The sequence below is a fragment of the Arthrobacter sp. NPDC093139 genome (genome assembly GCF_044754165.1).
GTDB lineage: Bacteria > Actinomycetota > Actinomycetes > Actinomycetales > Micrococcaceae > Arthrobacter.
Genome location: NZ_JBIVOO010000015.1, coordinates 43409 through 66615, shown reverse-complemented (window position 1 = coordinate 66615; position 23207 = coordinate 43409). Strand labels below are relative to the sequence as shown.

Sequence of the window (23207 nt, the reverse complement as noted above, 5' to 3'; positions counted from 1 at the left end):
GCTACTTCACCAGGACCGATGCAGCGGCTGACGCGGGGGTCCAGCGAAGATGTGGGTTGGTGGTTTCAGCATCTGGTTCCTTCAGGAGGGAAAGACGGGGGCGTACGGCATCAGTGCGGGAGCTCGGCGGCTTGCGGCGGCCGGCCCGGAACTGCGGGATCCAGGCGGCACCCGGGCCCTGGTATTCCTGCTCCGCGGCAGCGTGCAGGGTCCACTGGGGGTCGTACAGGTGGGTGCGGCCCAACGCAATGAGGTCGGCGCGGCCGGCCAGGAGGATCGAGTTGACGTCGTCGTAGGTGGAGATGGCGCCGACGGCGATGACCGCCACGCCTGCCGGGACGGCCACTTCCTGGCGGATGCGGTCGGCAAACGGCGTCTGGTAGCTGCGGCCGAAGGCAGGCTTTTCCTCCTTGGCCACTTGGCCGGTGGATACGTCCAGGCCGGCCGCACCGTGTGCCACGAAGGCCCGGGCGATCTCGACAGAATCGTCGGAGGTGTTGCCGCCGTCGATCCAGTCCGTGGCGGAGATGCGCACCGTCACCGGCTTGCCGGCAGGCCAGGCGGCCCGGACGGCGTCGAACACCTCCAGGGGGAACCGCAGCCGGTTCTCCAGGCTGCCGCCATACTCGTCGGTCCGTCGGTTGGACACCGGCGAGAGGAACGAGGACAGCAGGTAGCCGTGGGCAGCGTGCACCTCAAGCAGGTCGAAACCTGCTTCCTCGGCCCGCAGCGTGGCGGCGACGAACTCCTCTTTAATGGAGTCCAAACCGGCGCGGTCCAGCTCCAGGGGAACCTGGTTCCGGGGGCCGTAGGCGACCGCAGATGGGCCAACCGCCTGCCAGTTGCCGGCGTCCAGCGGTTCGTCGATGCCTTCCCACATGAGCTTGGTGGAACCCTTGCGGCCTGAGTGGCCGATCTGGGCGCCGATCTTGGCGCTGGACTGGCTGTGAACAAAGTCCACGATTTCCTTCCAGCTGTCCCGCTGGACGTCCGTGTACAGCCCGGTGCAGCCAGGCGTGATGCGGCCTGCTTCGGAGACACACACCATTTCGGTCATCACCAGGCCCGCACCGCCCAGGGCCTTTGACCCGAGGTGGACCTTGTGGAAGTCACCGGGGATACCGTCAACGGCGGAGTACATGTCCATGGGAGACACCACAACCCGGTTCTTTAGTTCCAGTCCGCCAATGCGGAAGGGCTGGAACATTGCCGGTGCCATCTGGGTAAGCCCCTGGGACTGTGCGAAATGCCGCTCCACGTCGGCAGCGAATTCCGGATCCCGCAGGCGCAGGTTCTCCTGGGTGATGCGGCGGCTGCGGGTCAGCAGGTTGAACGCGAACTGGGTTGCGTGCTGGTCCTTGTACTGGCCGATCCGTTCGAACCATTCAAGGGATGCCTGGGCGGCCCGCTGGGTGGATTCGACCACGGGGCGGCGCTCCGCCTCGTACGCGGAGAGGGCGGACTCCAGGTCCTGGTGTTCGTGTAGGCAGGCGGCCAGCGCGAGGGAGTCTTCCATGGCCAGTTTGGTGCCGGAGCCGATGGAGAAGTGCGCGGTGTGGGCTGCGTCGCCGAGCAGCACCACGTTGTCCTTGCGCCAACTGCGGTTGCGCACGGTGTTGAAGTTCAGCCATTTCGAGTTGTTGGAAAGGACTTCGTAACCGTCCAGTTCCTCAGCAAAAATGGAGCGCACCTTGGCGATGGCCTTTTCATCCGAGACTCCGGGGGGAAGGACGTCATTGGCGGTTTCATCGAAGCCGGCGGCATGCCACACATTCTCATGCATCTCGACGATGAACGTGGAGCCTTCATCAGAGTAGGGGTAACCGTGGATCTGCATGACGCCCCACTCGGTTTCCTTCACGATGAACTTAAAGGCTTCGAATACCTGGTCCGTACCGAGCCACATGTACTTGTTCGTCCGCGGATCCAGGTCAGGGCCAAAGGCATCCGCGTACTTTGCCCGGATCTGCGAGTTGACGCCGTCAGCCGCCAGCACCAGGTCATAGTTCGCTTCGAGTTCCTCGATGGCGGGGGCGATGGTCTGGAAGCGCAGGTCCACGCCGAGTTCAGCGCAGCGGCGCTGCAGCAGTTCCAGGAGTTCCTTGCGGCTCATCGCGGCGAATCCCTGGCCGCCCACGCTGATCATCTGCCCGGCGAAGTGGACGTCGATATCGGACCAGCGGGCGAAGCGGCGGCTCATGTATTCGGCCACAACCGGATCCGCGTTACCGATTCCGCCGAGCGTTTCGTCTGAAAAGACGACGCCGAACCCGAAGGTATCGTTCGCTGCGTTGCGTTCCCAGAGGGTGATCTCGTGGGACGGGTCGAGCTGCTTCATCAGGGCTGCGAAGTACAGGCCGCCGGGTCCGCCTCCAACAATGGCGATTTTCATGGTCTTACTCCTTTTTATGCCTGGCACTGGCCGGCAGCAGTCAGTAGTTGGGTTTCGCCCGCGATGCTGTCGCGGAGCTTGAAGTGCTGCAGCTTGCCGCTCGGGTTGCGGGGCAGCTCGGTGACGAAGTGGAGTTCGCGCGGGTACTTGTAGGGCGCGATGGTCGCCTTCACGAAGTCCTGGATTTCCTTGCGCTTGGCAGCGTCGCCGATGACGCCGTCGCGCAGCACCACGAAGGCGTAGACTACAGTTCCCCGCTCGGGATCGGACCGGCCGATGACGGCGTTCTCCACCACATCCGGGTGCTGGTCTATCGCAGCTTCAACCTCGGGGGCGCCGATGTTGTAGCCGGATGAGACGATCATGTCGTCGGACCGGGCCTGGTACGTGAAGTAGCCGTCCCCATCCATGGAAAAGGTGTCGCCTGTGACGTTCCAGCCCCCCACAACATATTTGGACTGGCGCGGGTCGTCCAGGTAGCGGCATCCGGTGGGACCGATGACCGCCAGGCGCCCGTTGTGCCCGGGCCCGAGTTCATTGCCGTCATCGTCAAGGATGGTGGCCCGGTAGCCCGGGACTGCCTTGCCTGTGGTTCCCGGCCGGATGTTATCCCCTGCCGCTGAAATGAAGACGTGAAGAAGCTCTGTGGAGCCGATGCCGTTGACCAGCCGCAGTCCGGTGGCCTCGTGAACGGCTTCCCACGTCTCCTTGGACAGGTGCTCACCAGCGGAGACGGCGATCCTCAGGTTCCGGAGGAGGTCGCCCCGTCCTTCCTTCAGAATGGCGCGGTAGGCAGTGGGAGCGGTGAAGAAAACAGTCGCTCCCGCACCTGCCGCGCGTTCGGCCAGCTCCACCGGGCCGGCCTTCTCCGTGAGCAGTGAGGACGCCCCGAACCGCAGGGGAAAGACCACCAGTCCGCCCAGTCCGAAGGTGAAGGCCAGGGGCGGCGACCCGGCAAAGACGTCGTCGGCGGTGGGCTGCAGGATGTGCCGGGCGAAGGTGTCGGCGTTGGCCAGGATGTCCCGGTGGAAGTGCATGGTCACCTTCGGCACGCCGGTGGTGCCGGAAGTCGGACCCAGGAGTGCCACGTCGTCAGCAGCGGTGTCCACAGCTGAGAACGTCCCGCTCTTGGCGGCGCAACGCGCGGTGAGGTCACCGCCGTCGGGCCCTCCATAGGTCACAACCGCGACCCTACGGGCGGCAGGCTCGAGGTCCTCCACGAAGCGGTGATCGGAGATGGCCACCACGGGCTTGGTGAGCTGGATCAGCGTGGCGACCTCACTGGAACGCAGCATGGGCATGGTGGTCACCACTACTGCCCCGGCCTTCAGCACGCCCAGCCAGGCGGCGACGATCCACGGATTGTTCGGTCCGCGCAGCAACACGCGGTTCCCGGGGACCACACCGAGGTCTTCAGTGAGGACCTGGGCTACCTGGTTGGCGCGCTTTTGAAGTTCCCCGTAGGTCCAGACGGTACCGTCCGGGGTCCGCAGCGCTGGCCTGTCCGCGCCGTGCTCGGCGACGGCACTGTCGATGAGCGCAACGGCGGCGTTAAGCCGTTCAGGATACTGGAGTTCGGGGAGGGTGAATTCGAGCGCCGGCCAGGTGTCGGCGGGCGGCAGGTGGTCGCGGGTGAACGTGTCCACGTGGGCCGATGGCGTCATGCTCATGGCCGTTCCTTTCAGTGGTGCGTCGGTGAAGCAGGTGGTTGAGTGTGGGTGGCACATCAGGCGCCCGGGCGGATCATGCCCTCCTGGGCAACGGTGGCAAGGAGCCGTCCCTGCCGGTCGAAGAAGCGGCCCATGGCCAGGCCCCTGTTGCTCTGGCCGGACACGGCTTCCTGGGCGTACAGGATCCATTCGTCAGCGCGGCCGTCGCGGTGGAACCACATGGAGTGGTCCAGGCTGGCCGTGGCGAGTCCGGGGCTGGACCAGTGGAGGCTGCTGACCCTCAAGAGCGGTTCCAGGATGGTGTAGTCGCATACATAGGCCAGCGCTGTCCGGTGAAGATCGGCATCGTCCGGCAGGGAATCGAAAGCCTTGACCCAGATGACCTGCTGGGGAACGGGACCGCCCTCCAGTTCGATGTACACGGGTCCCGGTACATGCCGCATATCGAAGCTGCGGCCCGTGGACCAGTAGTCGGCGGCAGGGCCGCCGGCTTCTTCCAGCGCCTCGGCCGCGCTGCGCAGCGAGTCAGGATCGACGGCGGCGGGAGCCTTAGGCTGGAAGTCCAGGCCGTCCTCGGGAACCTGGAATGAGCCCATTGCGGCGTAGACAGCCTTGCCGTTCTGGAACCCGCGGACGGTCCGGGTGGAGTACCCGCGGCCGTCACGCAGCCGCTCCACTTCGTAGCGGATGGTGGCCCCGACGTCGACGGGCCGCATGAAGTAGCTGTGCATTGAGTGCAGTGCCCTGTCTCCGTCGACTGAGCGCATCATTGCTGCTGCCGCCTGGGCCACCATGTCCCCGCCGTAGGCCTTCGGCCACGGCACATACTGGGTTGTGGCGTCGTAGGCCTCGTCGTAGACCTGAGCCGGGGTGGGCGTGAGCTCCACGGCCCGCAGGAAGGTCTCCGAGGTCAGGGTTCCGGTGATCATGCGGTCAGGCCCTGCGGTAGCCGGCGAGGGTTGCGTCGGCGACGTCGTCGAGGTTGACCACCAGGTTCTCCGGGGTGCGGGCGGTCAGCCAGACGAGCTCCTCGGTGACGGACATGTTTGCCTCCACGTGGGGCATGAACGGCGGGACGAAGACCCAGTCGCCGGCCTTCATGTCGAGGAATTCCTGGTAGTTCTCCCCGAAGTAGATGCGCCCCTGGCCGCGCAGCACGTAACCGCCCGTTTCGGCTTCGCCGTGGTGGTGCGGCAGCGAGCGGTAGCCGGGGGTGTTGGATACCTGGCCGAACCAGATCTTGGTGGCCGGAGTGTGCTGGATGCTGACGCCCGAGACGCGGATGCAGTCCCCGGACTGGGCGGTGTTGGTGTCCTCATGCCCTGCCCGGGTGACCACGGGCACTACCTTGCCGTCGGCCTGGACGTAGATGGAGTTGTCGCCGTTGAGGCGGTAATCGGTAGCTGTCTGGTTCATTGCGGTCACTCCTTGGTTGATGTTGGACTGATGCGGACGACGTTTTCAAGGCGTCCGATCCCGGTGATTTCGGTGGCGAGAACGTCGCCGTCATTCAGGAAACGGGGCGGCGTCATGCCCATGCCCACTCCCCCGGGCGTTCCCGTCAGGACAAGGTCGCCTGGGCGCAGGGTGGTGAACTGGGAGATGTAGGAAAGCAGTTTTGCGGGGCCGAACACCAGGGTGCCGGTGTTGCCCTTTTGAACGACGTCACCGTTGACATAGCCAACGACGTCGAATGTTGCGCCGGCTTCGTCGGGTGTGACGAGGACGGGACCTACCGGAGTGGTGGCGTCAAACGCCTTGCCTTGGAACCACTGCAGTGTCCGGTTTTGCCAGTCGCGCATGGAGACGTCATTGGCGACGGTGTAGCCGGCTATTGCCGCTGCGGCCTGATCCTCGTCCGCGCGGAAGATTTCAGCGCCGACCACGACCGCCAGTTCGGCTTCCCAGTCAACCCGGTCGCTTCCCTGGATCTCGATGGTGTCATTCGCTCCCACCAGGGTGTCCGCGTACTTGGCGAATAGCGTGGGGTACCGGGGAAGTTCCCTGCCCATCTCCTGGATGTGGTCCGCGTAGTTCAGGCCGCAGCAGATGACCTTGCCTGCGCGGGGAAGAAGGGGCGCGTAGTCAACGGCGCCGGCTTCAATCTCCACCGGCTCCTCTGTGGCAGCGGCCTCGCGGACCACGTCCTGCCAGTCCGGCCGGGCCAGCAGTTCCCCGACGTCGGCGGCGGGGAGGGCAACATGTGCGCCGGCACCCGTGGCGAGTGACGCCGTCGTTCCCTGTCCGGCCATGCGCAAGGTGGCGAGTTTCATTGGATTCTGTCCCTTCATGAATGATGTGTCGACTTTTTTACGATCGTCACATATGCTCAACGTAGCATGGCGGTAAGGATCTGCACAGAGCCTTTCCTGAACTTTTTCCAGAAGCCATCCCACCAGGAGGAACAGCATGGGCCACAAGACAATCAACCCGGAGTCGCTTCCCAAGCCGTCCGGATTCGCGCACGGGATGCTCGCCGGGAACACGGTGTTTCTGGGCGGCCAGACAGCCCTGGACAAGGACATGAACATCGTCCCCGGCGGCATCATCGAACAGTTCACGCAGGCCTTCTCGAACGTCCTCACCACCCTGCGCGAAGCGGGCGGCCAGCCGGAGGACCTGGTCAACGTGACCATCTACCTGACCGACGTGGAGGACTACATGGCAAACGGCCGCGAGATCGGACGCATCTGGCGTGAAATGGCGGGTTCGCAGTACCCGGCGATGGCAGGCATCGGCGTCACCCGCCTGTGGCAGAAAGAAGCAATGATTGAAATCCAGGGAATCGCTGTCATCAGCGATCGCTGACCCGGAAAAGTAAAAGAGGACCCGGCCGGCCACATTTGGCCAGCCGGATCCTCTCTTGGGTTCTGGGCTTTAACTTCTAGGCTGCTTCCGCTTCCCGCACCAGGGACATGGCATACATTTCAGCCATCGGGGCGATCAGGCGGTGCACGCTGAAGAAAATCCGGCGCGCCTCGGGCCCCTGCCAGCCCGGGGGGAGGTACTCAAGGGGCAGCCCGGGGTCACGGTAGGGCAAGCGCCGCCACAGGGTCAGCATTGGGATGTAGTAGCGGAAAGCGTCCCGGCGAAGATCTTCCGAGGAAGCGGCCAAAGCCTTTTCCGGGTCGTCCCCTACCAGGGCGGTCCAGTCCTCCAGTGATCCGCCATACGTGTCCATGAACTCGGAGATCTGCGATTCGAGGGCCTCCAGGTCCCACCATTGGGCCACCTTCGCCCGCATGTCGGAATCCGACGAGTAGTCGCCGGTAAAAAACTCCACATACTCGTCCAGCCCCCGGGATTCGAGCCGCTTCCTTGCGCCCTCCCGCACCCCGGAAGGAGCGATCCAGACCCCCGCCCCCATGGAACCAAAACCCAGCCTGGTCAGCTCGGTGCGCAGCTGGTGCCGGCGGTCCCGCATCGACTCCGGCACGGAAAAGATGGCCAGGACCCACGGGGCTCCGGTGGCTGCACGGTAGGGCGCGAAGATGCGTTCGTCGCCCTCACTGACGAGCTTCAGTGAACGTTCGGAGAGCTCGTATCTGGCTACGCCGCCGTTCTTGACGCTCGTCAGCACTCCCTTGGCTTTCAGGCGGGACACGGCCGAGCGGACGCCGGGCGCATCGTGACCCAGTTCGCCAAGCATCTGGATCAGCACGGAGATGGGAAGCTGCCCGCCCCCGCGGCGCCCGTAGAGACCGTATATCGTCAAGATGAGCTGTTGCTGGGGCAGCGAAGGCGCAGGCATGTCAATCATGAGATTGGCTTTCGATTCTGTCGGGATCGCAATCCTTCCAAGCATATTTGAAAGACCGGGCCCTCCAATCAGTGACCCTTGAACGCTTCCGCCAGCCACCATGCCCCGCTGTCAGAAGCGATGCGGGCATCGATGACCAGCGGCGCACTGCGGGGCCCTGCCAGCCATTCGTTGACGCCGTCAAGGTCACCCACCGAGCGGACAGTGAGGGCGGCAGCGCCATATCCGCGGGCGATTGAGGCGATATCCACCTGCGGGAACCGCACAACCTCCAGGTCGTCGTCGTCGGCATCGAAGTGATGAACCTCGGCACCGTACGCGGAATCGTTGTAGATAGTGGCCACCAAGGGGATCTTCTCGCGGACCAGGGTCTCCAGTTCCGAGATGGCCATGAGGAAGCCTCCGTCGCCCGCACCCAGGACGGGCAGCCGGTCAGGCCGTGCCTTGGCGGCACCAATGGCGGTGTACAAACCGAGGCCGATTGACTGGAATGCCTGGGTAAAGCAGAACCCGAATTCGTCCGGAACGGACAGGTATGCACTGGGATAACCCATGAAATTGCCGGAGTCGATGGACACAATGCGCTCGGAGGGCAGGATGCGGTCAAGTTCGCGGCTTAGCACGCGGGGGTCAATGACGTCGGAGGTGGACAAGTCTTCTGTCAGTTCCGTATTCCAGCGGGCATGCTCGGCGATCTGTCGTGCCATTTCCGGCGTCCGCAGGTGTACCGCGTTGTGCTGGAGTGAGCGCAGCCTTTCCAGCACAGCCACCGCTGTTTCTGCACTGTCGCCCAGCACCCCCAGGTCAATGGACCGGTTGGCCCCAAGGGCGCGGTCCTCAACGTCCACCTGAACTACTTTGGCCGTGGCACCGATCAGTGAACCGTGGCGCATGGTCCACATGTTCAGGGCGCATCCCCACCCCACAATCAGGTCCGCTTCGGAAATCGTCTTGGCGGTGAAGGGCGAAGAAAAGCCGCCGGAGATGCCCAGGTTGAACGGGTCGCCCTGGAACAGGCCGTGCGCGACGGCGGATGTTGCCACAAGTGCCCCGGCCGCCTCCGCCAGTGCAGCGATTTCGGGCCCTGCCGTGCGGCCGCCGCGGCCGGCCACAAAAACCGGTCGCCGGGCGCTCCGGAGGAGCTCTGTCAGCTCTTCTACGGCCGCGTCCGAGGGTGCGAACCGCTGCGGCGGAGCAAGTGGTCCCGGTAAGGAACTGCCGTCCGGCGCGGGGGCGGCCTGGACGTCCGTGGGAAGGGACAGCACCACCGTCCGGCGCTCGTTGACTGCGGTCCGGTATGCCCGGACCGTGTCAGCGACTGCGGTCTGCGGCGAGTGGATCCGCTCGGCCACGGCGCCAACGCTGCGGGCCAGTGCGTCCTGGTCGATTTTGAAGTTGGAACCTACAGCGGAAGCGGCCGTATCGGCAGTGACGACGATCATGGGGGTGCGGCTCTTGGCGGCTTCGCCGATTCCGGTGACCGCGTTGGTCAGCCCGCAGCCCTGGTGGGTGGAGACGACGCCTACTTTTCCGGACATTCGCCCGTAGGCATCGGCCATGGTGGCAGCACCGCCTTCATGGCGGGCGGCGGTGTAGGGCACTCCGGCCCTGCGCAGCGCATTTGTCACCACAAAGTTCCCGCTGCCTACCACGCCGAAGATGTGGCCGACGCCGAGCCGGGCGAGCGTATATCCGACGAGTTCGCTGACATCGGCGGCCACAAGGGCAGCCGAATCGTCCCGGGTAGCCACGTCGCTGCCTCCCAACCTGCTGGTGATAACAGTCATTGTCTCTTCTCCTTCTGGGGACAGTGCGCGGAAGGGCAGCCGGCGGCGTCGACGGCGCAGCCAAGGTTCCGCTCCATGATGATGGTATAGCCAATAATTTACGACCGTCAAGCATCTGAAATAACTCTGAATCCCGATGATGTGCCCTCAGGGGCAGGATTGTGGTGCGACACTGCAGCGGGGACGGTCATGAGGAGTTCGCGCCGGATCTCCTCGCCCACCTCACGGAGTCTTCCGGCGAACAGTTCGGCGTTGGGCGCCAGTGGCCTGTCCGAGTGGAGCAGGATGCCAACCTGCTGGGCGAGACCGGCGAGGTGCAGCTCAAGCATCTGCAGGCCCGGTTCCGCCACGGCCATGGACTCCGGCATCAGGGCAAGGAATCCGGCCTCCGCCACGAGCGTGCGCAGGGTGGCAGGGGTTCCGGATTCCACCCGCTGGACGGGAGGGGCCAGGCCAGCACTGTGGAAGTTCTCCTCGAGCTCGTCACGCAGCGGTGTATGCGCCAGCGGCACCACCCAAGGGTACCCGACGAGGTCCTTCAGTGAGGCCTCCGCAAGGGCATGCACGGGATGGCTGCGTGCGGCAACAACACGGAACTCCTCCCGGTATAAGGGGACAAGCCGCAGCCGGGATGTACTGGGATGGTCAGTAACCCGGCCTACGAGCAGGTCGAGGTCGCCGTTTCCCAGTTCCTGTATGAGGGTTTCCGGGGGCGCCTCCCGGAGCAGGACCTCCACCCGTGGCCTGTCAGCCGTGAAGCGGGCCACGGCCCGCGGGATCAACAGGTTCGCGCCGGTAACGTGTGCACCCACCCGGACCACGCCTGCTTCCGGGTCGGTGAGCTCATCCACCCGGCGGCGCAAGGTACCCACGTGACCCACAATGGCCTTTGCATGCTCAAGGCATACCTGCCCTGCGGGTGTGGGTACCATGCGGCGTCCGGTCCGCTCGAACAATGACGTTCCAACGGCATGCTCGGCTTCCCGTAAGGCCCGGCTCAGTGCAGGTTGCGTGAGATACAGTTCTTCGGCCGCCCGCACCAGGCTGCCTTGTTCTGCAATGGCAAGCACGATCACAAGGTGGCGCAGCTTCAGGTGGGTGGTCAGCAGCGCCCGCAGGTCCATCTCTTCATCCTACGGGCTCGGCCTCCAGACGATCAGCGGGCAGCGGCCGCAGCGGCGTGACGTGGAATCGCAAGTTCCCGGTCCCACTGGGCCGCCTCGCGGCCGGACGCCTTGAGCACCTGCTTGCGTACCTTGCCGTTCTCGGTCTGGGGCAGTTGATCCACCACACGCAGGAAGCGCGGGATGGCAAACGAGGCCAGCCGTGGAGCACAGAACTCGCACAACTCGGCAAAATCGACCGGCTCCCTCAGGATGAGTGCTGCCATGACCTCATCCTCCCCCAACTCTGAATCGACGGCGTACACCGCGGCGTCTTCGATGGCCGGATGCTGCCGCAGCACCTGCTCCACTTCCACCGAGGAGATGTTCTCGCCGCGGCGGCGGATCACATCCTTGATCCGGTCAACGAAGCGCACCCACCCGTCCTCGTCGACAACAACCCTGTCTCCGCTGTGAAACCACAGGTCCTGCCATGCTTTGGTTGTTGCGTCGGCCATGGCGTGGTAGCCGCTGGCCATGGCGTGTGGCTGGTCGCTGCGGATCAGCAGCTCCCCGGGCACGCCGGCGGGAACGGGCACGCCGTCGGAGTCCACCACGCGGATGGAGAATCCGGGCCGCACCTTGCCTACGTAGCCGGGGCGCCACTGATCCGGAGTTGATCCGATCACGGAATTCGTCTCCGTGGAGCCGTAGCCGTCCAGCAGCAGCACTCCAAACCGGTCCCGGAAAGGTTCAACCAGCCGTGCGGGAGTTGCCGGAGAGAGGGCCAGCCGGATCCGGTGGTCCCGATCACCGGGCCCCGGATCCTTGCCGGCGAGTATCCCGACCATGGCGCCCAGAAGATACGTCACGGTGGCTCCTGCAGAGGACGCGTCAGCCCAGAACCGCGATGCGGAAAACCGTGGGCCGAGAACATACTCGGCGCCGCTTTCGATCGCCTGCATGAACGCGTTGAGCGCGTTCGTGTGGAACAGCGGCAGGCAGGTGTACAGGACGTCATCTGACCGCAGCTCCAGCTGGTCCGCCATGTTCACTGCCCACCAGTAAAACTGGCCTTGGGGACACAGCACACCTTTAGAAACGCCTGTGGTTCCTGATGTGTACAGGATGGCGGCGGTCTCGGCCGGAGCGGCATGCACTGGTTCCACACCACTACCAGGCTCCGGCATCGGGAGCACCTCGAAAGAAGCCTGGAGATCCGGGGCGGGGCCATCGATGGCCCAGACCTTGTGAAGGACGTCCGGAGCCACTGCAGCCAGATGCGGCAGCTGCTCGGCTTCTGCCACCACCAGTGCGGCCTGGGAGTTCTCCAGCACGTGCCGCAGCTGTTCCCCCCGGCTGGCTGTGTTCACAGGAACAGCGACGGCACCAATCCAGGCGCAGCCAAGGATCAAGTCGAGCAGCTCTGGCCGGTTTGAGGACATCAAAGCAACCGTCTGTCCGCGCTCGATCCCGGCGCTGCGCAGCATGCCTCCCACTCCAGCTGCGGCCTCCACCATGGCTTGGCTGTCGCGACTGACCTCACCGCAGCGGAACAGCGGTGCTGAGGGAGATTTCCGGGCGCGTTCAAGCAGCATCTCCGGGATGGTCAGCGGACGCTGCCGCCGTTCGGCAAGTGTCGAATTCATGGCTGATCCTCATTCAGGTTCGAGTGGATAGGTATGTACGCGTTGACGCCGGACTCGGCTTTGGGGTCATTGGTAAGGGGGACGCTCTGGCCAGGTTTAGCTTCAGAACCGGTCAGGCGGGCGATGAGCCGGAGTCCACCGTTGAGGCTCAGGGTCGCCAGGACGGTGCCGTTAGAAAGGTTCGTGGTCTGCTCAACAGTTCCGTGTTCTGCTGCAACCGTTGAGAAACTGTCCTCGCCGCAGACCGGGCAAAACAGACGGGTCGGGAAGAGGAGGCTCCGGCAACTTAGGCATTCCTGCACCACGGCGCTCATTGTGCGGCCTCCAGCACGGACATGGTGGCGCAGGCGCCGTAGCGGTACAGGACCATGCCGTATCCGCTGACCACAGCATGGCGGGCTGAAACTTGCCGTTCCCCTGCAGTGCCCATAAGCTGGCGGGCCGCCTCAACGAGGCCGTGCATGCCGCCAGCAGCTCCTGCCTGTCCCGCTGAGAGCTGGCCCCCGGAGGTGTTCACTGGCAGCTCGCGGGTGGCGATGCGGCGCTTGATGAAATCCGCGGGGTGATCGTCTGCAGGCAGAATGCCGAGGTCCGCCAGTTGGGCCACCACCATGGAGGGGTAATCGTCGTAGACGCAAGCGAGGCCGACGTCCCCCGGGCCGATTCCGGCTTCCTCCCATCCTGCCTGGGCGCATGACCGCAACCCGGTTTCCAGCCCGTCACCGGCCTGTTGGTCGGCGTTGTAGGACGCCCGCACTGTGAGCACCTGTGCACGGGGCGTGCCGTTGCCGGGGTCAGCCACGAGGACAACTGCGTCAGCGCCGGTTACCGGAGGCACGCAGTCGTAGCGGCCCAATGGCGTGGCGACGGCCGGTGCGCTGAGGTATTCGTCCATGGTGAGGGGTTTCCGGTAGACAGCCCCGGGGTTGTCAGCGGCCCATTCACGCTGGGCGATGGCGATGTGTCCGTAATCTTCACGGCTAAGTCCGAGCGCCTCCATCTGCCGCGTGGTAAGCATCGCAAACAGGGCGTTCGGTCCCTTCATCGGCAGTGGCGCGAGGTGGTCCTGGGTCGCGCGGTTGTAGCTGGCCACCAGCTGTGAGAATGCCGGCCCGTCCATCAAGTCCCCTGCAGCGAGAACGATGACTTTTGCATCACCGGCTTGGATCGCCCGCACTGCATGCTGGAGCATGCCGCCGGCACTTGCCCCGCCGTTCGTATCCTGCATCAACCAGGTCAGGCGAAGGCCCATCCGCCAGGCCAGGTCAATGCCATGGTCGGGGTTAAGCGTGAAGCTGGAGACCGCAAACCCGTCGACGTCACCCGGGGTGAGACCTGCTTCCCGCAGTGCGTTGCGGACGGCACGGGCGATAACCTGGGATGTTTCCGTCCCTGGTTGGGGGTGGCGGGTGTAAGGCGATTGCCCTGTTCCGATGATGGAGACCGTCACTTCGGTCCTTTCTGGGGTGGCTGTAAGCAAAGAGCGGGACGATCCGGAGGTCTAGGAGACAGTCTCGGCCGGCTGGCCCGTTTCCTGACGCTGATCATCGTGCTTTTTCCGGCCGCCCGCAGCAGCCACTGCTATCAGGGTCACCAGCACCATGCCAATGAGGTACAGCGACACCGGCGCGGAGGAGTTGAAGTTCAGCAGCAGGGCCGTGGCGATCATGGGGGCTACCCCGCCGGCGAATACTGCGGCGATTTCGTGGGCAATTGCCATGCCGGAGTACCGGACTTCGGCGGAGAACAGTTCATGGAAGAACGCCGGCTGGGTTCCGATCATGGCACCGTGGCAAACACCGTTGGCGATGAGGAAGGCAAGGATCACCACTGCAGGGGTGTTGGCATCGATCATTGCAAAGAACGGGAAGGCCATCACACCCATGCCCACCGCACCAAAGGCGTACACGGGGCGCCGGCCGATGCGGTCAGAGAGGTATCCGAAGAAAATATAAGCGCCGAACGAGACCAGCATCGACACAGCCACTGCCAGGAGCAAAAGGCCCTTGTCTACCCCTACGTGGACGCCGTAAACGATCGAGAAGGAGAGGAAGATGTACGAGCCGCCGTTTTCAGCGACGCGCAGGCCCATGGCAATGAGGATCTCGCGAGGATGGGCCCTTATCGCATCCAGCGCGGGGACACGGTGCTCGGGACGGCTCTCGCGGACTTCCGTGAACTCTTTGGATTCGGGAAGCTTGAGGCGAATATAGGCGCCCACACCGAGCAGAACTATGCTCACGAGGAACGGCAGACGCCAGCCCCATGCAAGGAACTCAGGTTCGGGCATCAACTGGACCAGGAAGAAGGCCAGGGAAGACAGCACGAAGCCGAGCGAGATGCCGCCCTGGCTGAAGGCTGCGAGCATGCCCCGGCGTGAGTTGCCGCTGTTTTCGCTGATAATCAGAACGCCGCCCCCCCATTCGCCGCCGGCGGCGATGCCCTGAAGGATTCGAAGGACGATGAGCAACGCTGGCGCCCACACCCCAACTTGGGCGTAAGTGGGCAGCAAGCCCATCAGCATTGTGCTGATCCCCATGATTGTCAGTGTCATGACCAGCGACTGCTTGCGCCCCAGCTTGTCTCCGATGTGACCGAAGATTATTCCACCCAAGGGGCGGGCGGCGAACCCGACAGCGAATCCGGCAAAAGCCGCCATGGTTCCCACGAGCGGGTCTGTGTCGGCGGGGAAGAACAAGCGGCCAAACACGATGGCCGATGCCGTGGCGTACAGGAAGAAGTCGTACCACTCGAGAGCATTGCCCACGAGCGAGGCAACAACGTACTTGCGGACCCCGGGACGTTGTCCCGGCAAGGTGGTCTGGGGGTGTGACATCGTTGCTCCTTGTGCCGAAATGGGTTTGCTGTGACGTGGATTACGTCGATTGATCCCAGTCTCTCTCCCGAGCAGGTCAGCGTCGAATGCCTAAAACGCCAGGGTCTATGCGTGTTCGGGTATGCCGGCCGGAGGCGGCTCCTTAGGTATTCCGGACTCGGGTAGCGTGGTGCTAACGTCGCAGCCATTGGCCCTGGGGCGATCGCCGCGGCCAGTCATCCAATCCCCGGTGGCCTTCCCGCGGGTGACGACTTTAGGAGCTCTCATGGAACTAAGCGCTGTGAATGACGTACGCCAGGCGGGCACGGCTGGCCTGCTCGCTGACCTTGCCACCGGACGGACTGCAGTGGTGGACCTCACCACTCCGCTGTCCGCCGCCACCCCCACTCTGGAGTTGCCGGAGCCGTTTGCCAACCTCATCGATTTCTCGCTCGAGGAAGTCTCCGCGTACAACGCGCCGGGGCCGTACTGGAAGCACCACAACATCCACACGGGTGAGCACATCGGCACCCACCTGGACGCTCCGATTCATTGGGCCACCGGGCGGGACGGCAAGGACGTGGCGCAGATCGATCCCGCCCGCCTGCTTGGTCCGGCAGTTGTCCTGAACGTCACCGCTGAAGCCGCGGCGGACCCGGATTTCCTGGTGGATGTCCACCACATCCGCGCTTGGGAGTCGGCGCATGGAGCCCTGCCGGAGGGCGGCTGGCTTCTGGTGAGGACGGGATGGGAGAACCGTTCCCAGGACCGCCGCCGCTTCCTCAACAAGGATGAAGAGGGCAACCCGCACTCCCCAGGATTTACTGTCGAATGCGCCCAGTGGATCGGCGAAAAATCGCCGTTGTCCGGAGTCGGCGTGGAAACGGTGGGCATTGATGCCGGTACTGCCGGCGGGCAGCAGCCTCCTTTCCCGGCCCATCACTTCCTGCTGGGAAATGATAAGTACGGCATCACATCATTAAGGAACTTGGCGCAGCTGCCGCCAGTTGGCGCAGCGCTCATCGTGGCCCCATTGCCGATTGTGGGTGGAACCGGCAGCCCGGCCCGCGTGCTCGCCCTGGTTAACGCCAGTTAGGTGTTAGATCAGGAACGCCGATGGCGTGCAGTGGTATAATCCGCCACAGTTGCCCGCAACAGGTTCGCCAACGGGTCGGGTTCGAGTAGGCGATTATTGGCCGAAGTTGTGCTGTGTAAATGGCTCCCGCTGGTGAAGGGCCTGATGCGGTATCGCACAAATGCGCCTACTGGCGGTGCTGGACGGTGGCTGTACTCCCGGAACTTCACAGGGACGCCACATAACAAACGCTCCCGTCAGCGTTGGTCGACAAGCCGGAGCCCGCTAGTGCTTGCTGGTGCCGTTAGTTCCGTGCGCGATGACGTGTTGATCTCGCACGGTCTTTTCCTTTCCAGACGTCAAACTGCAGCACGCCCCACCCTGACGCGAGGCCGTGGTTTAAAGGATGTCCGGCTGGGCTGGTCTCTCCATTCTCTGGCACCGGCACTAGGAGATCATGTGCCCGAACCTGGCAGTGGACACCTCCCCTAGGCACTCTCAATAAGGAGACGAGGAGGTGTGGACACTGTCCACACCTCCTCGTCGGACAAGATCACCACCACGACTCCCCCGTAACCAAAAACGATCTTCCAGACCGTTGCGCGCCAGAAATTTCGTCATGTCGTACCCCGCAGCCAAAGCCATGAACAGGTGTTGGCCCACCGAAGACCAACCCGACAGTACCGGAACGAGGAACCACATGATCCCAACCCACAGCAGGCGGAAGGCCCAATAGCCAGGGAATTGACCCGACACCCACACACCTGAATCGGCCACCGCGGCGGCCGGCCACAGCCGCGAACCACCGTCGGAGTCAATGGGCCAAAGCTTTGTACACACGCCCACAAAGCAAAAACCCCTCTGACGAGGAGGTTTGCGTGCCAGAGGTGGGACTCGAACTGCCTTCTGGCCCTTGCAAACCCTGGGAGCTCCCGAAAACATAAGCAAGACGAGTCAATCCGGCACCTGTACAACCCAGTCCGAAGCCCAAAGTGTGGACAATGTCCACACCTTCTTTTTGCCATTTTCCAGCTCCAAAGGGGCGTCTGGAGGGGGCTTTCCCGTTGTGACGAAACGTCCGTTATCGGCCTTCTAAATCAGGCGGGGGAGTGGCCTAGAAGGGGCTGCTTTCCGGCAGCCGGCTCCGGCATTTCTCCCGAAACTTGCAGGTCTCAGAACTGGTCAGCCAGCGCCCGGTTCACGGCGGGGATGTCCAGGAAGGCAGGGTCAAAAGGCCCATCAGATCCCGTTATTTCGGCGACCCATTCGGAGTGTTCAGCATGGTCAGGATGCGACGGGTCGGCAAGGCGTCCATCATTGCCTCGTAGCCGGGAAATCCTCCGGAGTCTTCCAGCGGGCCCGGGCGGGCGCTGCATGCTCAAGCCGCCTGGTAAGTTACTCTGGCCGAGGCATCCGGGGGAAGTTTTTTTGGCGCCGGCCAATGCTCACAGGCCGCAATAGTTCGAGGTCGAATAATCACTGTCACGGCTAACGCTGGCCATCGCGTTCCAGGGCTCTGGCATCTGAGTGGCAGCAAGCGTAGCGTCATTGGGACAACGGGTGCTGCTGGCGGCGGGTGCATGACTTCAAGGGCGACGGCGCGCTGTTGTGAGGTACTTGAGGGGGCCGGATGGCTGGTTGGAATGCTGATACTGCGGCAGGACCTCTCGGGGCCGGGGCTGTCACTCTGGTGGAGGGATCCTCCTTTTGCATCTCATTGCAGAACGGGGACATGCACGCCGAACATCCACATGGTCTTTTTGTCCAGGACGCCCGTATCCTGTCCGGCTGGGCCCTCACCGTTGACGGCCAGCCGCTGGAGCCGCTGGCGGCGGAGACGAAGGAGCCGTACCGGGCGCTGTTTGTCGGACGCGTTTCCCGCTCTGACGGGTATGCGGACAGTGCGCTGATTGTGGAGCGGCTGCGCGAAGTGGGGGCCGGCATCCAGGAGCAGGTCACCGTTCGCAACTACTCCCCGGAACCCGCCGAATCCGTGATAGCCCTGAGCGTTGAGGCGGACTTCGCGGACCTCTTCGAGGTGAAGGAGGCACGGATCCAGCGTCGCTGGGACGAAACCCACCAGGTCGACGGCGAAGCGCTCACCATCCGGGCCATCTGGCAGGATGTCCGGAAGGGTGTCACCATCCAGGCCCCCGGAGCAGACATTACGCCGGAGGCCCTCACGTACCGGGTCACCGTTCCGCCGCACGGCCATTGGAACACGGCCCTGACCGTGGTGCCCAGCACCGAGGGAGCCAGCCCAGCGGCGCCCTTCGTCCATCCTGACGGGGAGGGATTATCGCCCCGGGACCGGCGCCGGCAACAGTGGGTGGCCAAGATCCCGGTGCTGCAGATCGGCAACCCGTCGATCGAACGGACATTGCGGCGCAGCTACGACGATCTGGGCGCACTCCGCATCGAGGACCCAAACCATCCGGACCGTGTGGTGGTCGCCGCCGGCGCGCCCTGGTTTATGACCCTGTTCGGCCGCGACTCGCTCTGGGCTTCGGTGATGGCGCTGCCCGTGGATCCCTCGCTGGCTCTGGGCACGCTGCAGACGCTGGCGGACCGCCAGGGAACCGTGGTGGATCCGATGAGCGAGGAGGAACCGGGCAAGATCCTGCACGAGGTCAGGCTCGATGTCTCAACCGGGCTGTCCCTGGGCGGGAAGTCCACCTACTACGGCAGCGTTGACGCGACCCCGCTGTTCGTGCTGGTGCTCGGATCGGTCAGCCGCTGGGCTTTCGCGAAGGACACCATCGCTGCGCTGCTGCCCCATGCGGACCGTGCGCTGGAGTGGATCCGTGATTACGGGGACAAGGACGGCGACGGGTTCGTCGAGTATCAGCGCCTCAACGACCAGGGGCTGATTAATCAGGGCTGGAAGGACTCTTGGGATGGGATCAATTTTGCCGACGGGACTTTGGCGGAGCCGCCGATCGCTCTGTGCGAGGTGCAGGCCTACGTGTACGCCGCGTACTTGGCGCGGGCGTGGATGGCGTACGACGCTGGTGACGAGAACCTGGGGAACGAGCTCGCTGATCGGGCAGCGCAACTGAAGGAACGCTTCAACGAACGGTTCTGGATTCCCGAGCGCGGGTATTACGCCGTCGCCCTGGACGGCAGGAAGCGGCAGGTCGACGCGTGCGCTTCCAACATGGGTCACTGCCTGCTGCTCGGCCTCGTGGACGAGGATAAGGTGCCGCAGGTGGCCGAACGGCTGATGTCCCAGGAAATGTTCAGCGGCTGGGGCGTACGGACCCTGGCGACCGACATGGGTGCCTACAACCCCGCGAGCTACCACAACGGATCGGTTTGGCCGCACGACAATGCGATCATCGCGGCGGGACTGCTGCGCTACGGTTTTGTGCCCGAGGCGCAGAGGATCTGCACTGCCCTGCTGGAGGCGGCCGAGTACTCCGACGGCCGCCTGCCGGAGCTGTTCTGCGGCTTCAGCCGGGACCAGCTCGCCACACCTGTCCCCTATCCAACGGCCTGCTCACCGCAGGCGTGGGCGGCGACCACCCCGATCCAGCTGGTGACCAGCCTGATGCGGTACGACGTGCACGTTTCCCGCGGTGGCCTATGGATGGATCCCGTGCTCCCAGAATCCTTCGGCGACCTCCACATCACCAACGCTCCCCTGGCCGGCGGCCGGATCACCATCGACATTGCCAATTCTATCCCGTCCGTCCAGGGACTGCCCGAAGGCATTGCCTTCCACCATGGACACCGACCGTGGATGATCGAACTGGTGCAGCAAGCCGACCGCCGCCGCGAGGCAGCGCGGCACCAAGCGGACCCACCCCGTTCCGATTGAAGCCCTCATTTAGCCTCCAGGTTTCCCACGGGCAAGAGCGGCACGGTCGGCTCCTTCAGGCTGAATTTTGAGCAGTTCGTCTTCCCCACGCAGTAGGCATTGAGTGCGGTGCGGGCAGGATCAGCCGGCTCTTACCTCAGCCGCGCGAGTTCGGCTGCCGACAGCCTATCTAGAAGCCGTGGCGATTCGGGCTCGGGCACGTCCATTCTGCAAGGCCGACGCTGCGCCTGGCCGAACCTCTGGATGAATTCGACTACGGCCTGCGGCTCGGGTTCGGGGCGCCCGGTCTGCTGTCCTGGCTGCAAACGCCGCATGGGGCACTGAGCCGCGGACCTGCGTGTCAGCCGGGCACACTCCACGCAGCGCCCGTTATGGTCAAGGCATGCCGAAGGAATGAATGGAAAGTACGGCAGGGGCTTCTCCCCTGCTCGCAGGGCAAAACCAGGCTTGTGCGGGCGGCCATTCAGGTCCATGCTGGACGGCAGCAGTGACACGGAGTGCGTCCGGGAATTGACTTGGTGCCCAAGGCGGTCGACAACGCTCCAGGACGGGGACTCATTGTTTTAGGCAGTGAATGAAAGACGTCTCAAGGAGTTTTATGGGCGCTGCAGACAACTCCCCCGGAAATCCGCAACCGGCGCGGAGGGAGCACACACATGCGCATCGGAGGGCTGCTGATCCGGCTCACCCCGTGGTGGCCTCCCGCGAATCCGAGGTCCGCCTGCAAGTATTGGAGGCCGCAAGCGGGCTGGTCGACCGCCTCAGCTACGACGAGGTGACCATTGATGCCATTGCAAGGGCATCGGGGGTGAGCAAGTCAACCCTGTACCGTCACTGGCCCTCGCGGCAGATCCTGGTACTGCAGGCGTTCACCTACAAAACCAATCTGCTGACGCACGTCGAGGATACCGGGGACGTCCGGCGTGACTTGCACTCCTATCTTGTGGCGCTGACAAGATGCCTCGACGACGGCGAAACCGCCTCGACCGTCGCGAACCTTCTGGCCGAAGCCATCCGCAACGAGGAATTTTCCCGCCTGTACCGGCGCACTCTTTTGCGGGAGCGCCGGCAGGGCTTCCTGGCCATTCTCCAGCAGGGGCAGCGCCGCGGGCAGATCCGCAAGGATGCGGACCTGGAGGTTGTGGTCGACGCGATGTACGGGGCGATCTATCACCGCCTCGTCGCGACTGGGGAAGCCATCGACGCCCCCTTCCTGCGCCACCTGAACGGGTGCGTCATGCTGGGCTGCGCAACTCCTTCCTATCTGGAACCGCAGAAATCCTCCTGACGCCACCCCAGGCACCGGTGGAACGTTTGGTGCCACTTCGTTCCATTCATTACTCCCGGGCATGGCGGCGGTTCGATAGTTGAACCAGCGCCGGAACGAGCGCAGAGGAACCAGGAGAAGGAATGAAGCCATGACCACCATCACGACGGCGCCACGGACCAACGTTGGCAGCAGGCACCCCGAGCTGTACGGAACCATCACGACCATGGCCGCCATGGCTGACCAGGCCGCCCTGGCCGAGGGCCTCTCCCCGCTGCTGATCGAACTGGTCAAAATCCGGGTCTCCCAAATCAACGGCTGCGCCTACTGCCTGCGCATCCACACCGCCGACTCCCTCGCCAAAGGAGAAAGCCAGGAACGGCTCAGCGTCCTGCCAGCCTGGCGGGAGACGCGGTACTTCGATGAGCAGGAACGCTCCGCCCTGGCCCTGGCCGAATACCTCACCCTGATCCAGGACTCCCACGACAACCGGCACCTGTACGAAGCCGCCGCAGAACACCTGACCCCGGGCCAGACGTCAGCCATCACCTGGGTGGCAATGTCCATCAACACCTTCAACCGCATCGCCATCAGCAGCTCCTATAAAGTCGCACCAACACCGCAACGCTGAGCTCCGCTTCAATAGGTATGCCGCTTAGCAGGGCTCCGAGGCCTGATCCGGAGAGCCTATTGGAACCAAGGAACCTGTTGTGGCTACTTGACCCGCAACCCACCCAAGTCCGTCGACTGACGCGTGGCCAGCGTGAGAGTCCTGGCGGATCCGGGCAGAAGCGTCATCTGGATTTCCAGCTTCCTTTTTAGGGCTCTGGTGCCTGGGCTGATCCGTGCTGGACTGGGCCCGGATGGTGACCACCGTCTGTGCACCGCCCCCGGAGTAGTCAGGGGCGGCCAGCTGCGTATCGGGAAGGAACACTGTTATGGCTACGTACAAAATCGGGTACTTTGTCGGCAGCCTCGCCAAGGCGTCCATCAACCGCACCCTCTCCCATGCCCTGATCAGGCTCGCTCCTGAAAAACTCGAGTTCACCGAGATTCCGATAGGGGACCTTCCCCTTTACAGTCAGGACTACGACGCCGACTTCCCACCCGAGGGCCAGGCCCTCCAGGAAGGGATCGCAGCCGCCGAAGGGATCCTGTTTGTCTCCCCCGAGTACAACCGGTCCATTCCCGGCGCCCTAAAGAACGCCATCGACTGGGAATCCCGGCCCTGGGGCACTAATTCGTTCGCACGCAAGCCCACCGGCATCATCGGAGCTTCGCCGGGAAATATCGGCACGGCTGTGATGCAGTCCTCGATGCGGGCAGTGCTGAGCTTCCTGGACGCCCCGCAACTGAACGCACCGCCCAGCTACTGCGCTGTAGGGGCGGTGCAGGCAGAAGGCGCCGGTACGCCCCTGCAGGTAGCCCCTGCCCAGCGTCCAGGCAATAACCGCTCCACCACAACCCGGCCGGATAACAGGACGGCAATGTGTGTCCTGTTCCGGCAACGGCCCCATGCCCCGGCACAAGCGGCTGGAGCGTTCCTGGTCACCCGCCTGTTCAAAGAATCCAGAGCCTTGGAAAGGCAGCACTCCTGACGTGGGACTCGCTCCTTCTCGGTAGCCTGCCCGCTGTGTGTGTCGGGATCAGCGCTTTTGGGGATTCGGCACCTAGCTCTTCGGCGACGGTTGTGATCAGAGCAGCTGCATTGGCAGCTGGCGTTAGGTGATCTTGCTGAGATGCCGCGGTGTGCAGGAGTCTCGATGAACCTCTCGTCCGTCACAGAGGAAGGCGCTGCCTATCATGAGTTTAACGTCGGTGGCAGCGCCTTCTTGGGCAGCGAGGTCACACGAAACTACACCCGCCCAC

At 63.9% G+C, this 23207-nt stretch carries 18 protein-coding genes; 6 read left to right on the top strand and 12 right to left on the bottom strand.

The genetic code is table 11. The features are described 5' to 3' along the window. Position 1 precedes the first annotated feature (1 nt). Genes ACIP90_RS18525 through ACIP90_RS18505 form a run of 5 tightly spaced genes read right to left on the bottom strand, consistent with a single transcriptional unit; the run spans position 2 to position 6335 of the window. A complete protein-coding gene (locus ACIP90_RS18525) occupies positions 2–2392 on the bottom strand; it encodes a bifunctional salicylyl-CoA 5-hydroxylase/oxidoreductase (protein ID WP_400581062.1) in 2391 nt (796 codons plus the stop codon). 14 nt (positions 2393–2406) lie between these two features. Beyond that, positions 2407–4062, bottom strand: coding sequence for an AMP-binding protein (locus ACIP90_RS18520; RefSeq protein WP_400581061.1), 1656 nt, complete (start codon positions 4060–4062; stop codon positions 2407–2409). 56 nt (positions 4063–4118) lie between these two features. Then, on the bottom strand, positions 4119–4991 hold the full coding sequence (locus ACIP90_RS18515; RefSeq protein WP_400581059.1) for an acyl-CoA thioesterase: 873 nt from the start codon (positions 4989–4991) through the stop codon (positions 4119–4121). Positions 4992–4995: 4 nt separating this feature from the next. Then, positions 4996–5478, bottom strand: coding sequence for a cupin domain-containing protein (locus ACIP90_RS18510; RefSeq protein WP_400581057.1), 483 nt, complete (start codon positions 5476–5478; stop codon positions 4996–4998). A gap of 5 nt (positions 5479–5483) precedes the next feature. Continuing rightward, positions 5484–6335 (bottom strand): fumarylacetoacetate hydrolase family protein, encoded by an 852-nt coding sequence (locus ACIP90_RS18505; RefSeq protein ID WP_400581106.1) that lies wholly within the window; start codon positions 6333–6335, stop codon positions 5484–5486. A gap of 136 nt (positions 6336–6471) precedes the next feature. Between ACIP90_RS18505 and ACIP90_RS18500 the strand changes: the two genes are divergently transcribed. Next, positions 6472–6870 (top strand): RidA family protein, encoded by a 399-nt coding sequence (locus tag ACIP90_RS18500; RefSeq protein ID WP_400581056.1) that lies wholly within the window; start codon positions 6472–6474, stop codon positions 6868–6870. A 76-nt stretch (positions 6871–6946) separates the two neighbouring features. Here ACIP90_RS18500 and ACIP90_RS18495 read toward each other — a convergent pair whose 3' ends face one another. The 7 genes from ACIP90_RS18495 to ACIP90_RS18465 form a co-directional block, all read right to left on the bottom strand. Further along, positions 6947–7822 carry a PaaX family transcriptional regulator C-terminal domain-containing protein gene (locus ACIP90_RS18495; RefSeq protein WP_400581054.1) on the bottom strand — a complete coding sequence of 292 codons (876 nt, stop codon included), beginning with the start codon at positions 7820–7822 and terminating at the stop codon, positions 6947–6949. Between the two features lie 68 nt (positions 7823–7890). Further along, positions 7891–9609 carry a thiamine pyrophosphate-binding protein gene (locus ACIP90_RS18490; protein WP_400581052.1) on the bottom strand — a complete coding sequence of 573 codons (1719 nt, stop codon included), beginning with the start codon at positions 9607–9609 and terminating at the stop codon, positions 7891–7893. Between the two features lie 107 nt (positions 9610–9716). Beyond that, entirely contained in the window at positions 9717–10733 is a 1017-nt protein-coding gene (locus ACIP90_RS18485) for a LysR substrate-binding domain-containing protein (RefSeq protein WP_400581051.1), read from the bottom strand. A 32-nt stretch (positions 10734–10765) separates the two neighbouring features. After that, positions 10766–12361 (bottom strand): ATP-dependent acyl-CoA ligase, encoded by a 1596-nt coding sequence (locus ACIP90_RS18480; RefSeq protein WP_400581049.1) that lies wholly within the window; start codon positions 12359–12361, stop codon positions 10766–10768. Further along, the gene (locus tag ACIP90_RS18475) at positions 12358–12675 is read right to left on the bottom strand and encodes a zinc ribbon domain-containing protein (protein WP_400581047.1); all 318 of its coding nucleotides are present in this window, start codon (positions 12673–12675) and stop codon (positions 12358–12360) included. Before ACIP90_RS18475 ends, ACIP90_RS18480 begins: the two co-directional genes overlap by 4 nt. Beyond that, positions 12672–13811 (bottom strand): thiolase family protein, encoded by a 1140-nt coding sequence (locus tag ACIP90_RS18470; protein ID WP_400581046.1) that lies wholly within the window; start codon positions 13809–13811, stop codon positions 12672–12674. The genes ACIP90_RS18475 and ACIP90_RS18470 overlap by 4 nt, the downstream gene beginning before the upstream one ends. 51 nt (positions 13812–13862) lie before the next feature. After that, positions 13863–15197, bottom strand: coding sequence for an MFS transporter (locus ACIP90_RS18465; protein WP_400581044.1), 1335 nt, complete (start codon positions 15195–15197; stop codon positions 13863–13865). Between the two features lie 265 nt (positions 15198–15462). On the opposite strand from ACIP90_RS18465, the gene ACIP90_RS18460 reads away from it, so the two are divergent. From ACIP90_RS18460 to ACIP90_RS18440, 5 genes are all read left to right on the top strand, one after another. Further along, a complete protein-coding gene (locus ACIP90_RS18460; RefSeq protein WP_400581043.1) occupies positions 15463–16272 on the top strand; it encodes a cyclase family protein in 810 nt (269 codons plus the stop codon). A 1609-nt stretch (positions 16273–17881) separates the two neighbouring features. Then, positions 17882–20071 carry a glycogen debranching N-terminal domain-containing protein gene (locus tag ACIP90_RS18455; RefSeq protein ID WP_400581041.1) on the top strand — a complete coding sequence of 730 codons (2190 nt, stop codon included), beginning with the start codon at positions 17882–17884 and terminating at the stop codon, positions 20069–20071. Between the two features lie 598 nt (positions 20072–20669). Further along, positions 20670–21359: a TetR/AcrR family transcriptional regulator gene (locus ACIP90_RS18450; protein WP_400581040.1), complete on the top strand. Its 690-nt coding sequence runs from the start codon at positions 20670–20672 to the stop codon at positions 21357–21359. A 130-nt stretch (positions 21360–21489) separates the two neighbouring features. Further along, positions 21490–21969 carry a carboxymuconolactone decarboxylase family protein gene (locus ACIP90_RS18445; protein ID WP_400581039.1) on the top strand — a complete coding sequence of 160 codons (480 nt, stop codon included), beginning with the start codon at positions 21490–21492 and terminating at the stop codon, positions 21967–21969. A gap of 307 nt (positions 21970–22276) precedes the next feature. After that, entirely contained in the window at positions 22277–22936 is a 660-nt protein-coding gene (locus tag ACIP90_RS18440) for an NADPH-dependent FMN reductase (RefSeq protein WP_400581038.1), read from the top strand. Positions 22937–23207 lie beyond the last annotated feature (271 nt).